This window comes from Pectobacterium zantedeschiae, assembly GCF_004137795.1.
GTDB classification, from domain to species: Bacteria; Pseudomonadota; Gammaproteobacteria; order Enterobacterales; family Enterobacteriaceae; genus Pectobacterium; species Pectobacterium zantedeschiae.
In genome coordinates, this window is record NZ_NWTM01000004.1 from 191,188 (window position 1) to 206,958 (window position 15,771).

Here is a 15,771-nt window from a genome sequence, read left to right on the forward strand (position 1 = left end):
ATTCCAAAACGCGCTGCTCCTTGTTCTCGTCGGAGTTTAACAAAATTATACAATCGATGATAACCCGTATGGCATTGTTTTCTTAGATTAATAACGTAATTGTGAGTGGAATTAATCGCATAAGGTGATGATAGTAACAAGCAAAAATTGCCTCTTGAATGAGGATAATCCTATTTTTTTAAAGTTATTGACTTTTGGCGGTGGTTTCTCATTCAGGATGTATCTTGCATGTTGCTCACACGTAAATTCATCGTCACGATAGTTGCAGCGGAGGTGACTGTTAACGCACAATGTGAACAGAATCAAAAAAGATTATTTACGATCTCTTCTTATTCAACAGCATTCCGTATTCAGGTTACGGTAAAGGTAACCTCTCATGCTCGTTGGGCTAAGGTGCCGTTCTGGTCGTAACTCTCTGGGGGCATCAATGAGTCATAACCTGCAAAAACCTAAAATCCTCAAGGTGGAAACGATAGCGCGTTCGCGCCTGTTCAACGTGGAATCCGTCGATCTTGAATTTAGCAACGGGGTGCGCCGGGTTTATGAGCGGATGCGTTCAAGCGGTCGGCAGGCGGTAATGATCGTCCCGATCATTGATGATGAGCTGCTTTTGATCCGCGAATACGCCGTCGGCGTTGAAGAATACGAACTGGGGTTTCCCAAAGGGCTGATCGATCCCGGTGAAACGGTCTTTGAAGCGGCTAACCGTGAACTGATGGAAGAAGTCGGTTTTGGTGCGGAAAAGCTGGAATTGCTGGCAACGTTAACCATGGCGCCTTCCTATTTTTCCAGCCAGATGAATATTGTGGTGGCGAGTGGGCTGTACCCGCAGAGCCTGGAAGGTGATGAACCGGAGCCTATGCCGCAAGTCCGCTGGCCAGTAGATAACATGATGTCGCTGCTGCAAGAGCCTGATTTCCGTGAAGCACGTAATGTCAGTGCGCTGTTTCTGACGCATGACTGGCTGCGTCGTATACCCCGTTAATTTCCTGTGGCATAACAGAAAGCGCACACCTTTTCCGGTGATGTTGGTCACACATCCTTTTTTAGTTCGTTGTCGTGACAGGTGCTGGCGTCTATAACGTCTGCACAGGGCGTGACTGAATTAATTAAGGCGAACCTGCCGTGGATAGCAAAACTTGCTATTCACGGCGGGTTTTTTTGTTTTTTAGCCCTGGATAAATGAGTAAAACGACACTGACACAAAGGGGAAAATGATGAATATACCGAAGGGGATAATACGAGCGCCGTTGATGTTGCTGGCGCTGATGAGCACGTTGCTATTTCCTGCGCTGGGTCTGACTGCGGAAACTGAGCCAGAGAAAACCCGGATACTTATCCTGACGGACATTGGCAATGAGCCGGATGATTCGCAGTCTTTGGTGCGCTTCCTGCTCTACAGTAATGAATTCGATGTCGAGGGGATTGTGGCAACCACGTCAACCTGGCTGAGGGATAAAGTTAATCCAGAGATGATTATGCAGCGCCTTGATGCCTACGAACAGGTGCTGCCCAATCTGCGCCAGCATGCGTCCGGCTACCCGTCTGCGGACGCATTGCGTCAGGTTGTCAGATCTGGGCGTGCCGGATTTGGCATGGACGTCGTTGGCGATAATAAAGCGACGGAAGCATCTAAGTTGATTATTCAGGCGGTGGACAAACAGGATGCCCGCCCGCTGTGGATCACGGTATGGGGCGGTGCTGTCGATTTGGCACAGGCTCTTCATGACGTACGCACTACTCGCTCACCGGAACAGGTGACGGCGTTTGTCAGTAAAATTCGCGTATATGCGATCTCCGATCAGGACAATACCGGTGCCTGGATTCGGGCGAATTTCCCGACGTTGCGCTACATCACCAGTATCCATGCCTGGAATGATTATTTTCTGTCTACCTGGATTGGCATGTCCTCGTCGTTTGCAGAAGGCAGCGATATGAGCCAGGTGAATAACGAATGGCTGAGCAAACATATCCGCAGCAAAGGCCCACTCGGCGCGGTCTATCCTGCGATTGAATATACGATGGAAGGGGATACTCCCTCGTTTCTCTATCTGATTCAAAACGGACTTGGCGATCCAGAGCACACGGAATATGGCAGTTGGGGAGGACGCTATGCGGCCATCGTTCCGGGCGATACCAGCGGACTTCGCGTCAGCACGTCCGATCAGGTTATGAGCAATAATGGCAAAATGTACCGCACCGCCTCGGCCACAATCTGGCGCTGGCGTGAGGCATTCCAGAGTGATTTTGCCGCTCGCATGGACTGGACGCTGACGAAGGAGAATAACAAGGCCAACCATAATCCTGACCTGGTGCTGAATGGTCAGGCTGGGCGTTCCATTGTGGCGCTCAGCGTGAAAGCGGGTGAGATCGTGAAGCTGTCTGCTAACGGTTCACACGACCGCGATGGTGACAAGGTGAATTATACCTGGTGGCAATATAAGGAACCTACGGCTACTGCGATTGGCGTACATTTTGCGCCAGAAGTGAAATTGGCTAATGATTCAGGCATGCAAACGCAGTTTGTCGCTCCTGAAGTCAAAACGCCGACGCCTTTCCATATTATTTTGCAGGCGAAAGACGAAGGCACGCCAAACCTGTTTTCCTATCGTCGGGCGATTATCACCGTGATGCCGAAGTGATGTGATTTGAAAGAAGAAGGCCTTGATAGCTGGTAACTTCGTTAACGGATCAACAGAGAATTGTGTTGAATTGGCAATAAAAAATGGCCTTCCGTCAGGAAGGCCATCAATGAACGTAATGCCGGATATCAGAATAGCTCTTCGCTTTGTCCGTTATCCATCAGCGTCGTGCCGACTTCATGCACTTCATATTCTTTCGGCTGTGTACCGTCAATGAAGTATTCCGAGCGGCTGTTCCCACCACCGTTAGACAGCTTACCGCTGCTGCGGTCAATGACTACGCTGACGATGCCGGGCGGTGGCGTCAGAGGTTGTTCAGGTATGCCATCCAGTGCGGCTTTCATGAAGTCATCCCACGCAGGCTGCGCTGATTTTGCACCGCCTTCATAGCCGGAGATCTGATCTTTGATTGCACCAGATGCACTGCTAGCACCCAGATCGCGGCGGTGATCGTCGAAGCCGATCCAGACTGAAGTCACCAGATTCGGACCATAGCCAGAGAACCACGCGTCTTTAGAACTGTTCGTTGTACCGGTTTTTCCGCCGATATCATGACGTTTCAAATCACGACCCGCACGCCAACCCGTCCCCATCCAACCCGGTTCACCAAACACGTTACTGTTCAGGGCATCTTTAATCAGGAAAGACAGCGGCGTGTTGATCACGTGTGGTGCATAAGGCTGCGCCGCGCTTTGCTGTGCGGCCTCTGGTGTAACAGGCTCCAGCTCTGGCTGCGGCAGACCTACCGGCGGTGCTTCGTTTGACGTGGCAACATCTTCAACGTTAGTGGTTGCTAACACTGGAGAACGTGGCGTTTCACCGTAGACCAACGGTAGATTGCAGGTATCGCAGACGACTTTCGGTGTTGCGGTAAAGACCGTACCACCCGCTTCGCTCTCTATCTTGCTAATCAGATAGGGATCGACCAGATAGCCGCCGTTTGCCATGACGGCATAACCGCGTACTACCTGTAGCGGCGTAAACGAGGCTGCACCCAGCGCCAGCGATTCGGTATGGACGATATTCTGCGCCGGGAAACCGAAGCGTTGCAGGTAATCCGCCGCATAGTCCACACCCATCGCACGCATGGCGCGAACCATCACCACGTTTTTGGATTGACCCAGCCCCTGACGCAAACGGATCGGACCGTCATAGGTTGCCGGGGAATTTTTCGGCCGCCAATCAGATCCTGCCCCAGCATCCCAACGAGTGATCGGGACGTCGTTCAGAATCGTTGCCAGCGTTAAACCTTTGTCCATTGCTGCGGTGTACAGGAAAGGTTTGATGTTGGAACCAATCTGACGCAGTGCCTGTGTCGCGCGGTTGAATTTGCTTTGGTTAAAGTCAAAGCCGCCAACCAGCGCTTCTATGGCACCATTTTTCGGGTTGAGCGAGACGATAGCGGAGTTGACGTCCGGCACCTGTGCCAGCCACCAGTCATCGTTCACTTTACGTACCCAGACCTGTTGGCCAGCCTGTACAACATCCGTTACGCGCTTCGGCGTTGGTCCTTGTTGCGTATCGGAACGGTATGCGCGTGCCCAGCGCATGCCCGCCATCGGCAAGGTAATGTTGCTGCCATCAGACAGGATAGCAATCGCGTTGTCTGCCGTTGTGCTGGTAACGATGGCTGGATAGAGCGGGCCGTAGATCGGCAGCGCTTTCAGGGCGGCAGTCATCTTCGCTTTATCCCAGACACCTTCTCCCACTTTCCACAGCACTTTGCTCGGGCCGCGATAACCGTGGCGCATGTCATAGGCGAGGATGTTATTACGTAATGCATCCTGTGCGGCGGTTTGCAATTTTTTGGTGACAGTCGTGTAGACCTTATAACCGTCGTTATAAGCATCCTCGCCGTAGCGTTTGACCATCTCCTGCCGTGCCATTTCTGCGACATACGGTGCGGAGAACGAAATTTCAGGCGCGTGGTAATTCGCGACCAGCTTTTCGTTACGTGCCGCATCGTATTGCGACTGCGTGATGTAGTTTTCATCCTTCATACGGGCAAGTACTACGTTGCGGCGGGCAACGGCGCGATCGTACGAATAGAGTGGGTTGAACGTCGATGGAGCCTTCGGCAGACCGGCAATCATCGCCATTTCGCTCAGCGTTAACTGGTCAACAGGACGGCCAAAGTAAACCTGTGCAGCCGCGCCAACGCCATAGGCGCGATAGCCGAGGTAAATCTTGTTCAGATAGAGTTCAAGGATTTCATCCTTGGTCAGCAATTGCTCAATACGGATAGCCAGAAACACTTCCTTGATCTTGCGAATCAGGGTGCGTTCCGGGCTCAGGAAAAAGTTCCTGGCGAGCTGTTGCGTAATGGTACTTGCCCCTTGAGAGGCGTGACCGGACGTAAGCGCGATAGACGCGGCGCGGATAATCCCGACGGGATCGACACCGTGGTGCTCATAGAAGCGGCTATCTTCGGTCGCGATAAAGGCATGTACCAGCTCAGGGGGAACCTGATCCAGTTTGAGCGGGATACGGCGTTTTTCACCAAACTGAGCGATCAGCTCACCATCGGCGCTGTAGACCTGCATCGGCGTTTGCAGCCGAACGTCTTTCAGCGCGGCGACATCGGGCAGTTGGGGTTCGATATAGCGGTACAAACCATATATCGAGGCAGCTCCCAGCAGAATGCAAGAGACTGCAAGGATGAATAGATACTTTACGAACTTCACCTGGGATTTTCCATTCAGTAGCGTTTGGACAGTTTATAAACAATCGGGCGCTAGTATAAAGATAACCCAGCACTGTGGATACGTTTATTGGATAAGGAAATCGGGTTGAACATGGCTTATCACATCTGGCGGGTTGGATTAGATATACAAAACGGCTTCATGCGTGCGCTGGCAGTTCAGCGTCGCCGCTATGGCTGGCAGCTTCGTCACTGGTGGCAATATCCGCTACCAGACGATACGTTGCGCTCAGGTAGTCTACACCATACTGAGGCGCTTTGTGAGGTCTTAAGAACATGGCGTCGTTTACTGCCTGGACACATTTCTCTACGGGTGGGGTTTCCTGCCCAACTGATTTTACAGCAGCATTTACCGCTGCCCGACCTGCGTTTACAGGAACCAGAGCGTAGTCTCTATATTGAAACCATGGCGGCACGTAAGCTGCCGATCGGCAGCGAATCATTGGCAATAGACTCTCGGGAAGACCCGCAAATGCAAGGGGCGCTGCTGGTGACGGCTGCACGCCGACAGGAGATCGATAATTGGCTGGTATGCCTGAATAACGCGGGATTACGCACTGATATTCTTGAGGTTTCAACGTGTGCGCTTCGAGCGATGGCACAACGGGCAGAGCTTGAGCCTAACCGCTTGTTTCTGCATCGCCTGTTGGATGGCTGGCTGTGGGTATCTCCGCTTAATCACGCTTTCTACTCTGGCGTGATACACCTTGATGAGCTGAATGACGAGACCGATATCTTATCCGTTGTAAGCACTCGCTATCAGCGCGATGTCGAGGAAATAGTCTATTACTCTAGCGTCTCGCCTGATTTACCTTGCCTGCGGACTGACGTACTACAGCCATGGTCGCCGTTAACGGTGTTTAGCCAAATGCAGCCGCCGCTGCCAAGCTTCCCTTCGAGTTTTGCGATCGCGGGTGGGCTGGCATTGCGTTCAGAGGATGCCTGACTATGCTGCTGATTAATCTTTTACCCTGGCGTAAAACTCAAATGCGCCAGCGAGCACGTCGTTGGCTAAGGCTGTTGTGGCTTCAGATGGGGTTGATGTTCTGCCTTATCGCGGTGATTTATCTACTTTGGCAACATAGGCAGCAACGTGCGCAGGATGCGTTTAATTCGGCGCAGGCCCAACAGCAGCAACTGACGGCGTTGTATCAGCAGACTCACCAGGCGCGAGAGACGTTACGTCGCTATCAGGCGCAAGAACGCGCTGACGCAATAGTTCGGCATGACAACCGCCGTAACCTCCATTTGTTAGATCTGCTTGCCAGTATGATGCCCGCGAGTCTGTGGTTGACGGAAATAACCGACCGCGGATCGCACTTGCTGCTTTCCGGTGTAAGTGAAAGCTATCGCGATATCATCACGCTACAGCACGCGCTATTGCGCCATGTTTCAGTCGAACGCGTACAACTGCTGCATACCACCCGAGAGCGCGGTGCGAGCACTGGGCTGCGCTTTTCCTTTCAAGCCGACTGGCGCGGTAGTGCCGTTTCCTCTGCGGGGGAAGACCATGATTAATCAAGCCATCGTCATTGATGTCGTACTGAACTGGCCGAGGCTCATTAATAAGCCGTTATGGCAGCAGTTCGTTCTTCAATCGGCGTTTATTGCCGCTGCCGGACTGCTATCAGGCGGATTCCTCATCGGCGAAGTACGGAGAACGGCGATTAGTATAGAAGCGCAAACCGTTCAGACGCGTCTGGATATACAAGAGGTGCAACAAAAACTAGACGCAATGCCGTTATTGTCCGTGTTACGTACGGAATTAGCGGCAAAAACCGTACAAGCCGCCCCCTTTCAGCCCGACAGACTGGCACAGCTTATTGTCGAGCCTTTGTCGCAAGCTGGTGCTTCTTTGCTGTCCTGGCAGCCCGCTCAGCGTCACGCAACTGAACCTCCTCAGGAACGTTGGCAATTGGCATTTAGCGCTGATTACGCGAGCGTGTTGCAGGTGCTTCGTGAATTGACGGAGTTACCTTATGTGCTGCGAATCGCGCAACTGACCGTAAAGCCAGATACCGCTCAAACGGAGCCGTCATTAGAAAGGCCACGTTTACAGGTTGAGCTATCGCTAATCAGGCCTGAGGGGGTGCCATGAGTCATATCACGCTTTGTATCGTATTGATGTTGCTCTTTTTGCCACATAGTGCGCAGGCAGAAAAGTACGTGGAACGCATCGACCCTTTTCGTTCTCTGGCTGCTGTGCGTTGTTCGCCCACGGCAACATTGCCACAGGGGCAGCTAAAAGGCGTTATTGGCTCTGGCGCTCGTTGGATTGGTTGGTTCGCGCAGCCAGAGGCTGGATGGATCAGGCTGACAAGTGGCGAGACGATCCCGCCAGGAAACTGGTTGGTCAGTGAATTGGATAAATCAGGGGCCAAACTTGTCCCCACTGAGCGTGAAGCAGGTTGTGACGGCCTGCCTGAGAAGCTGCTGCTGGCTTCTCCGTTTATCAAAAGGCCCGCGGAATGAAGAAACCTGTCTGGTGCCGCATAGTTTGAAAGTGGTTTTGGGACAACGATTTTTTGGCAACAGCGTAGTTCAATAACAAGGAAGGTTATGAATATTAGGATGTTATGTCGGGTGCTGGCGTGGAGCTGGCTGCTGCTTCTCAGCATGCCATATCAGGCTAGTGCGGAGAGTTCGGTATCGATGGCGTTTGAAGATTCGCCGATATCTCGCGTGTTACAGGCGTTAGCCGATCATCAGCAGCTCAATGTGGTGATCGCGCCGGGCGTGACGGGAAATCTCAGTCTGAGGCTAGCAGATATTCCCTGGCAGCAGGCGTTGGATATTGTTTTACGTATGGGGAAGCTCAGCGTAGAGCGAAACGGTAATGTGCTTCTGGTTTTCCCTGCTGACCATCTTGAGTCCTTGCAGAAAGAACGGGATGAACGAATAGCGGAGCAGGCGCAGAAATTACCGCTGCACAATCTTTCCGTTGCCTTGCAGTATGCTGATGCGACGGAAGTGGCGGCCAGTGTTCAGTCTCAGCGTGGGACGCTACTTTCTACGCGTGGCAGCGTAACTGTGGATAAACGGACGAATACCTTATTGATTCGCGATACGGAGGAGGCTCTATCACAGCTCGAACCTTGGGTGAAAGAGCTCGATCTACCGTTAGCGCAGGTACAGCTAGCGGCGCATATTGTCACCATCAGCAGTGAACATTTGCAGGCGCTGGGTGTTAATTGGGGACTGGGGGAAGGGGACGCAGCAAACAAAGCGCTCAGGCTGAATAATTTTAACGTTGGCTTGCCAGTGGATACGCCAGCGATAAATGCCGGGTTCCATTTGGCCCGATTAAATGGTCGCTTGCTGGATCTGGAATTAATGGCGCTGGAGCAGGAAAGTCAGGTCGAAATTATCGCCAGTCCTCGTCTATTTACGGCACACCAGCAGACCGCCAGTATTAAACAGGGGACGGAGATTCCCTATCAGGTTTCTAGCGGTGCGAGCGGGTCGACGTCTATCGAATTCAAAGAGGCGGTATTAGGTATGGAGGTCACACCTGACATTCTGCGTGCCGGGCGTATTACGCTGAACCTGAAAATCAGTCAAAACATGCCGGGACAGACGATTAAGCAGGGTGATAATGGCGAGGCGTTAGCGATCGATAAACAGGAGATTCAAACCCAGGTGACGGTCGCTGATGGAGAAACCATCGTATTAGGCGGTATTTTCCAACAGCAAAAGAAAAACACCGACAGACAGGTGCCAATATTGGGTGAGGTTCCCGTATTTGGTCATCTGTTCAGAAACCATACTCAACAGCATACGCGACGAGAATTGGTCATTTTCATTACACCGACGCTGATACCCGCGTCATTATGAGTAAACCCAGTCTGGCTCTGATGTTATACGGTAGTTTCTGCTCGGACAGGGAGCAATATTTTGTCACGTTCGACGCTTATGAGTTTGACGCTGCGGCGGATTTAGCTTACAAGGGTTAGCGAATTGAGCACTGAAGTGTTGTTCCACCGAAAATGTCGATAAAACATACTACATTGGCCACCTGTGGTCGGTGTGACATTTTATTCGGTTGCCAAACTACCCTGAGTCTTGAGATAATTTTTTGTCTGATTCTCGCACTATCGCTCATGAGGTTTCAGTTTAGGTCCCGCCGCTGGGTTGATTGGCGGGGCGGGTTATCATTAACGAATTGTCTTAGTAATACCAAAAAACATGGCAGAGAAACGCAATATCTTTCTGGTTGGGCCTATGGGTGCCGGCAAAAGCACTATTGGCCGTCAGTTAGCTCAGCAACTCAATATGGAGTTTTTCGACTCCGATCAAGAAATTGAGCGACGCACTGGAGCTGATGTGGGCTGGGTATTCGATGTGGAAGGCGAAGAAGGCTTCCGCGATCGTGAAGAGAAAGTCATTAATGAATTGACGGAAAAGCAAGGCATCGTACTGGCGACAGGTGGTGGCTCAGTCAAATCACGTGAGACGCGTAATCGTCTTTCCGCGCGCGGCGTTGTCGTTTATTTGGAAACGACAATCGAGAAACAGCTGGCCCGCACGCAGCGTGACAAGAAGCGTCCGTTACTTCAGGTTGAAACCCCTCCACGTGAAGTATTGGAAGCGTTGGCGAAAGAGCGGAACCCGCTTTATGAAGAAATCGCTGACGTTACCATTCGGACTGACGAGCAAAGTGCCAAGGTCGTTGCTAACCAGATTATCAATATGCTGGAAAGTAACTAAGAGCATACCTTATCCGCATTGAGCGGATCCTGAACGGGTTGTTTAACGAGCATGGAAAGAATTACCGTAACACTTGGGGAACGTAGTTATCCCATTACGATAGCCGCCGGATTATTTAATGATTCGGCTTCTTTTATGCCGTTAAAAGCGGGGGATCAGGCCATGCTGGTGACAAACCAGACATTGGCCCCTCTGTATCTTGACCGCGTCCGTGGTGTGTTGGAAAACAATGGCGTGCACGTCGATCAGGTTATCTTACCTGACGGCGAGCAATACAAATCGCTGACCGTATTGGATCAGGTTTTTACCGCGCTGCTGGCGAAGCCACATGGTCGTGACACGACGATTGTTGCCTTGGGTGGTGGTGTCATCGGCGATTTAGCCGGTTTTGCCGCAGCCAGTTATCAGCGTGGTGTCCGATTCATTCAGGTGCCGACAACGCTGTTATCACAGGTAGATTCTTCCGTCGGTGGTAAAACCGCCGTCAATCACCCGTTGGGTAAAAACATGATCGGGGCGTTTTACCAGCCCGTATCGGTGGTGATCGATCTAGACTGCCTGAAATCTTTACCGGCACGGGAATTGTCATCCGGGCTGGCGGAAGTCATCAAGTACGGCATTATTCTGGATCGCGACTTCTTTCTTTGGCTTGAAGAAAACATTGAGGCAGTGCGTGAGCTTCAGTATGACGCGCTGGCTTACTGCATTCGACGCTGCTGTGAAATCAAAGCGGCGGTGGTTGCAGCTGATGAACGTGAAAGTGGCATGCGCGCACTGCTCAATTTAGGTCATACTTACGGACATGCCATTGAAGCAGAAATGGGATACGGTAACTGGCTCCACGGTGAGGCGGTTGCGGCAGGCATGGTGATGGCTGCGCATACGGCACGTCGCCTCGGGCAGTTCTCCGATTCGGACGTCGAGCGAGTTAAATCTCTTCTGGTTCGTGCTGGTTTGCCAGTGAACGGCCCGACGCAAATGGCACCTGAATCCTATCTTCCCCACATGATGCGCGACAAGAAAGTACTGGCAGGTGAGCTACGCTTGGTACTGCCAACGGCAATTGGTCAATCAGAAGTCCGCGGTGGAGTTGCACATGACATGGTGTTGGCTTCGATAGCAGATTGTCAGGCCTGATGCGCAACGCTAGCCAGTTATGAAACAGAAGTATTAACGACAGACAAGCCCTTATGGGTTATGGTTAATAAAATACAATGCGTTACGATTCAATGATTCGCCTTGGCGACCGCGTGGCGGATTCGAGTTTTTTAGTGGGGAGATGTTAAATGGATGAGTTCAAGCCGGAAGATGAGCTGAAGCCTGATACCAGTGACCGTCGACCTACTCGTCAGCAAAAAAGCAGTAACTTCGCGGTACCAAAAATCGCGCTATCCAGACAGCACCTAATGATTGGCATCGGGATCGCGGTGCTGGTGTTGCTGATCGTGGGTATCGGTTCTGCTTTGCAGGCTCCTTCTCAGCCACAAACGTCACAAACGCAGAATCAAACGGCTGGCGAGAGAAATATCGATCTCTCTTCATCATCATCCTCTATGACACAGAGCGCACAGCCTTCCTCACAGGGTGAGAGCCCTATGGCGGTTCCTGGTGATGCTGGTCATGGTCAGACACCTGCGCAGGCGTCTTCTCAAGCGCCGATGTCGCCTCAAACATTAAGCGCACCACCGATTTCTGGTACGCCGACTGATGCGCAGGTTCAGCCGCCAGTGACAGGCCAGCAGCGTATCGAACTGCCGGGTAATATTACTGATGCGCTGTCGCAGCAGCAGGGGCGTGTGAGTGAATTTTCTCAGAGCGCGGCAGGAAACTCGACGCTGCCAACGGCACCAGCGACGGTCGCTCCAACGGGGAAAACCCCTGCGGCGTCCTCAGCTAAAAATGCGCACAATACGGCGCCAGCGCACGCTAGCAACGCTAAGCCTGCTGCAAACAACGCGCCAAAAACGCCAGTAGCAAGCAAACCTGCTACTAACGCAAAAGCGGCCCCAGCGGCTGCTGGACAGAACGTTTCCGTACAAAATGCGCCTGCCAGCCATTTTACGTTGCAACTGAGCAGCGCTTCACGTTCGGATACGCTGAAAGCCTACGCGAAACAGCATAACCTCGCCCATTCGTGGGTGTATGAAACCAAACGAGACGGAAAATCCTGGTATGTGTTAGTGACCGGAGTCTATGCTTCTTCTGCGGAAGCGAAACAGGCGATTGCCGCGTTGCCCGCAGAGGTACAAGCGAAAAAACCATGGGTTAAGCCGATCCGCCAGGTGAAGCAGGACTTGAATAAGTAACACCAATTTTAGCCCTGATGTGCTGTCTGACACAGAGTACAATCCGCGGCTCTGAAACGTATGAGTAACTAACGACGGCATGAAGAAGAACCGCGCTTTTTTAAAATGGGCTGGTGGTAAATATCCGCTGGTAGAAGAAATTCGTCGCTATTTACCTGCAGGAGACTGTCTTATTGAGCCCTTTGTTGGCGCGGGTTCCGTATTTTTGAATACGGAATACGATCGCTACATACTGGCCGATATTAATAGCGACCTGATTAATCTCTACAATATTGTCAAATCGAATGCAGATGAATTTGTTACCGACGCCCGTAAACTTTTTACGGATGAGGTAAACACGTCTGAGACGTTTTATTTGCTGCGTGAAGAGTTTAATCTTTGCAGCGATGCCTATCGTCGTGCGCTGCTGTTTCTCTATTTGAATCGCCACTGTTATAACGGTCTGTGCCGTTACAACATGCGCGGTGAATTCAATGTTCCTTTCGGGCGCTATAAGAAGCCCTATTTTCCTGAAGAAGAAATTCGCTGGTTCGCGTTCAAAGCGCAAAATGCCACTTTCGTCTGTGAGCATTATCAGGATACGCTGGAAAAAGCAGAGAAGGGTTCGGTTATTTATTGCGATCCGCCTTATGCGCCGCTGTCTGCTACTGCAAATTTTACGGCCTACCACACCAATAATTTCAGCCGTGCCGACCAGCAGAGTTTGGCGCAATTGGCACGTCGTTTGTCTGTAGAAAGCCAGATCCCAGTGCTGATTTCCAATCATGACACGTTGTTGACGCGTGAGTGGTATCAGGAGGCTGTGCTGTATGTTGTCAAAGCGCGTCGAACGATTAGCCGTAATATTTTAGGGCGTAGTAAAGTAAGCGAGTTACTCGCTTTATATCGGTAATACCATTTTGTGTACAGGTGGGGTAAACAGAGCGCAGTGAATCGGTTAATGTCGTCCAGGAGGCCTCATTAGCCGAGAATAGGTTACCCGCAGGCATTCAGACTTTACCGTTTGGAGAAATGAATGAAACCGTTTTTAATCGCGCCGTCCATTTTGTCGGCTGATTTTGCCCGTCTTGGTGAAGATACCGCTAACGTATTGGCTGCCGGAGCTGATGTGGTTCATTTTGATGTTATGGATAACCACTATGTGCCAAATTTGACGATCGGCCCGCTGGTTCTGAAATCCCTGCGCGATTACGGCATTACCGCGCCGATTGACGTTCACCTGATGGTGAAACCTGTTGATCGTATCATCCCCGATTTCGCCAACGCGGGAGCCAGTTTCATTACCTTTCACCCCGAAGCCACTGATCATCTCGATCGTTCACTACAGTTGATCAAAGATCATGGCTGCAAGGCAGGGCTAGTATTTAACCCTGCGACCCCGTTAAGTTATCTCGATTACGTCATGGATAAGCTGGATATCATTCTGTTGATGTCGGTTAATCCCGGATTTGGCGGTCAGTCCTTTATTCCCAGCACGTTGGATAAACTGCGCCAGGTTCGTCGCTTGATTGATGACAGCGGTTACGATATTCGACTGGAAGTCGATGGTGGCGTTAAAGTGGAGAATATTGGCGCAATAGCGGAAGCTGGCGCGGATATGTTTGTGGCGGGTTCGGCTATTTTTGGTCATCCAGATTACCGTGCCGTCATTGATCAAATGCGTAATGAAATTTCAAGGACGAAACATGACTGAATTAACCGCGATTCGCGGGTTGGCTTTTGATTTGGATGGCACGTTGATTCACAGCGCGCCAGGTCTGGCGGCGGCTATCGATCAAGCATTGGTGGCGCAATCGTTGCCTGCGGCGGGTGAAGCCCGTGTCGCAACCTGGATTGGTAATGGTGCGGATGTGATGGTTGAACGGGCGTTACGTTGGGCTGGCGTTGAGCCGACCTCTTCACGTTTGCAGGAAACCCGTGAGCGGTTCGATAGCTATTATGCGCAGACAGTCGATAGCGGAAGCACGCTGTTCCCACAGGTAAAAGAGACGCTGGCACAGTTGGTACAGCAAGGCGTTCCGATGGCGGTGGTGACCAATAAACCCACGCCGTTTGTTGCGCCGCTGCTGGAAGGTCTAGGGATCGGTGGTTATTTTTCGCTGATTATCGGTGGCGATGACGTCATTGTGAAAAAGCCTCACCCCGCGCCACTCTATTTGGTACTCGGTAAATTAGGGCTGCGCGCCAGCGAGCTTTTGTTTGTCGGCGATTCCCGTAATGATATTCAGGCGGCACAGGCAGCGGGCTGTCGCAGTGTCGGCATGACGTATGGTTATAACTATGGTGAAGCGATCGAGCTGAGTCAGCCGGATGTCGTTCTGGATCGTTTTGCCGATATTTTGCCCCTGATAGGGCATTCTTCTTCACACAATCAGGAACCCTTAGTATGAGCAAGCCCATTGTATTTAGCGGTGCGCAACCGTCTGGTGAATTGACCATTGGTAACTACATGGGGGCGTTACGTCAGTGGGTCAACATGCAGGACGATTACGACTGCATCTATTGCATCGTGGATTTGCATGCCATCACGGTACGTCAGGATCCGCAGGCGCTGAGAAAAGCGACGCTGGATACGCTGGCGCTGTATTTGGCTTGCGGCATCGATCCGAAAAAGAGCACCATTTTTGTTCAGTCACACGTGCCTGAGCACAGCCAACTGAGCTGGATATTGAACTGCTACGCGTATTTCGGCGAGTTGAGCCGCATGACGCAGTTCAAAGATAAATCCGCGCGTTATGAAGAGAATATCAACGCTGGCCTGTTTGATTATCCGGTGCTGATGGCGGCGGATATCCTGCTGTACCAAACGAATCAGGTGCCAGTGGGCGAAGATCAGAAGCAGCATCTGGAATTGAGCCGCGACGTTGGTCAGCGCTTCAACAGCCTGTATGGCGACATTTTCAAAGTGCCTGAGCCATTCATTCCGAAGTCAGGTGCACGTGTGATGTCTCTGCTGGAGCCGACCAAGAAAATGTCCAAGTCCGACGATAACCGCAACAACGTTATCGGGCTGCTTGAAGATCCGAAAGCGGTAGTGAAGAAGATCAAACGCGCGATGACAGATTCCGATGAGCCGCCAGTCATTCGCTATGACGTCGCGAATAAAGCGGGGGTATCTAACCTGTTGGATATTCTGTCTGGTGTGACGGGAAAAAGCATCCCTGAGCTGGAGCAGGAGTTTAATGGCCAGATGTATGGTCACCTGAAAGGCGCGGTAGCGGATGCCGTATCCGGCATGTTGTCTGAACTGCAAGAGCGTTATCACCGTTTCCGCAACGATGAGCCTTTCCTGCAACAGGTGATGCGTGAAGGCGCGGAAAAAGCCAGCGCTCGCGCACAGGAAACGTTGAAGAAAGTCTACGATGCTGTTGGTTTTGTTTCCCGCCCGTAAGTCTTAATTACCGTCAGGAGATGC

General features: G+C 51.6%; 15 protein-coding genes. 14 read left to right on the top strand and 1 reads right to left on the bottom strand.

What is annotated here, in order from left to right; translation table 11 throughout:
• Positions 1–427 precede the first annotated feature (427 nt).
• Complete coding sequence (nudE, locus tag CLR69_RS19520; RefSeq protein WP_131535077.1) at positions 428–985, top strand: ADP compounds hydrolase NudE; 558 nt, start codon at positions 428–430, stop codon at positions 983–985.
• A 232-nt stretch (positions 986–1,217) separates the two neighbouring features.
• Positions 1,218–2,642, top strand: coding sequence for a DUF1593 domain-containing protein (locus CLR69_RS19525; RefSeq protein WP_131535078.1), 1,425 nt, complete (start codon positions 1,218–1,220; stop codon positions 2,640–2,642).
• A 128-nt stretch (positions 2,643–2,770) separates the two neighbouring features.
• On the opposite strand, the gene mrcA is transcribed toward CLR69_RS19525, so the two are convergent.
• Positions 2,771–5,326 carry a peptidoglycan glycosyltransferase/peptidoglycan DD-transpeptidase MrcA gene (gene mrcA, locus CLR69_RS19530; protein ID WP_131535079.1) on the bottom strand — a complete coding sequence of 852 codons (2,556 nt, stop codon included), beginning with the start codon at positions 5,324–5,326 and terminating at the stop codon, positions 2,771–2,773.
• Positions 5,327–5,437: 111 nt separating this feature from the next.
• On the opposite strand from mrcA, the gene pilM reads away from it, so the two are divergent.
• The 12 genes from pilM to trpS all read left to right on the top strand — a co-directional run bounded on the left by pilM (position 5,438) and on the right by trpS (position 15,747).
• Positions 5,438–6,289 (top strand): type IV pilus biogenesis protein PilM, encoded by an 852-nt coding sequence (gene pilM, locus CLR69_RS19535; RefSeq protein ID WP_131535080.1) that lies wholly within the window; start codon positions 5,438–5,440, stop codon positions 6,287–6,289.
• 2 nt (positions 6,290–6,291) lie between these two features.
• Entirely contained in the window at positions 6,292–6,861 is a 570-nt protein-coding gene (locus tag CLR69_RS19540) for a PilN domain-containing protein (RefSeq protein WP_131535081.1), read from the top strand.
• Positions 6,854–7,441 carry a hypothetical protein gene (locus tag CLR69_RS19545; RefSeq protein WP_131535082.1) on the top strand — a complete coding sequence of 196 codons (588 nt, stop codon included), beginning with the start codon at positions 6,854–6,856 and terminating at the stop codon, positions 7,439–7,441. Before CLR69_RS19540 ends, CLR69_RS19545 begins: the two co-directional genes overlap by 8 nt.
• Positions 7,438–7,815, top strand: a complete 378-nt coding sequence (locus CLR69_RS19550) for a DUF2531 domain-containing protein (protein ID WP_131535083.1) — start codon at positions 7,438–7,440, stop codon at positions 7,813–7,815. The genes CLR69_RS19545 and CLR69_RS19550 overlap by 4 nt, the downstream gene beginning before the upstream one ends.
• A gap of 87 nt (positions 7,816–7,902) precedes the next feature.
• Complete coding sequence (gene hofQ / locus CLR69_RS19555; protein ID WP_131535084.1) at positions 7,903–9,177, top strand: DNA uptake porin HofQ; 1,275 nt, start codon at positions 7,903–7,905, stop codon at positions 9,175–9,177.
• A gap of 351 nt (positions 9,178–9,528) precedes the next feature.
• Positions 9,529–10,050, top strand: a complete 522-nt coding sequence (gene aroK, locus CLR69_RS19565) for a shikimate kinase AroK (protein WP_005969451.1) — start codon at positions 9,529–9,531, stop codon at positions 10,048–10,050.
• A 51-nt stretch (positions 10,051–10,101) separates the two neighbouring features.
• Positions 10,102–11,187 carry a 3-dehydroquinate synthase gene (aroB, locus tag CLR69_RS19570; protein ID WP_131535085.1) on the top strand — a complete coding sequence of 362 codons (1,086 nt, stop codon included), beginning with the start codon at positions 10,102–10,104 and terminating at the stop codon, positions 11,185–11,187.
• Positions 11,188–11,336: 149 nt separating this feature from the next.
• Positions 11,337–12,356 carry an SPOR domain-containing protein gene (locus CLR69_RS19575; protein ID WP_131535086.1) on the top strand — a complete coding sequence of 340 codons (1,020 nt, stop codon included), beginning with the start codon at positions 11,337–11,339 and terminating at the stop codon, positions 12,354–12,356.
• A gap of 79 nt (positions 12,357–12,435) precedes the next feature.
• A complete protein-coding gene (gene dam, locus CLR69_RS19580) occupies positions 12,436–13,248 on the top strand; it encodes an adenine-specific DNA-methyltransferase (protein ID WP_129708484.1) in 813 nt (270 codons plus the stop codon).
• 123 nt (positions 13,249–13,371) lie between these two features.
• The gene (gene rpe / locus CLR69_RS19585) at positions 13,372–14,049 is read left to right on the top strand and encodes a ribulose-phosphate 3-epimerase (RefSeq protein ID WP_039492116.1); all 678 of its coding nucleotides are present in this window, start codon (positions 13,372–13,374) and stop codon (positions 14,047–14,049) included.
• Positions 14,042–14,746, top strand: coding sequence for a phosphoglycolate phosphatase (locus CLR69_RS19590; protein WP_131535087.1), 705 nt, complete (start codon positions 14,042–14,044; stop codon positions 14,744–14,746). The genes rpe and CLR69_RS19590 overlap by 8 nt, the downstream gene beginning before the upstream one ends.
• Complete coding sequence (trpS, locus tag CLR69_RS19595; RefSeq protein WP_131535088.1) at positions 14,743–15,747, top strand: tryptophan--tRNA ligase; 1,005 nt, start codon at positions 14,743–14,745, stop codon at positions 15,745–15,747. Before CLR69_RS19590 ends, trpS begins: the two co-directional genes overlap by 4 nt.
• Positions 15,748–15,771 lie beyond the last annotated feature (24 nt).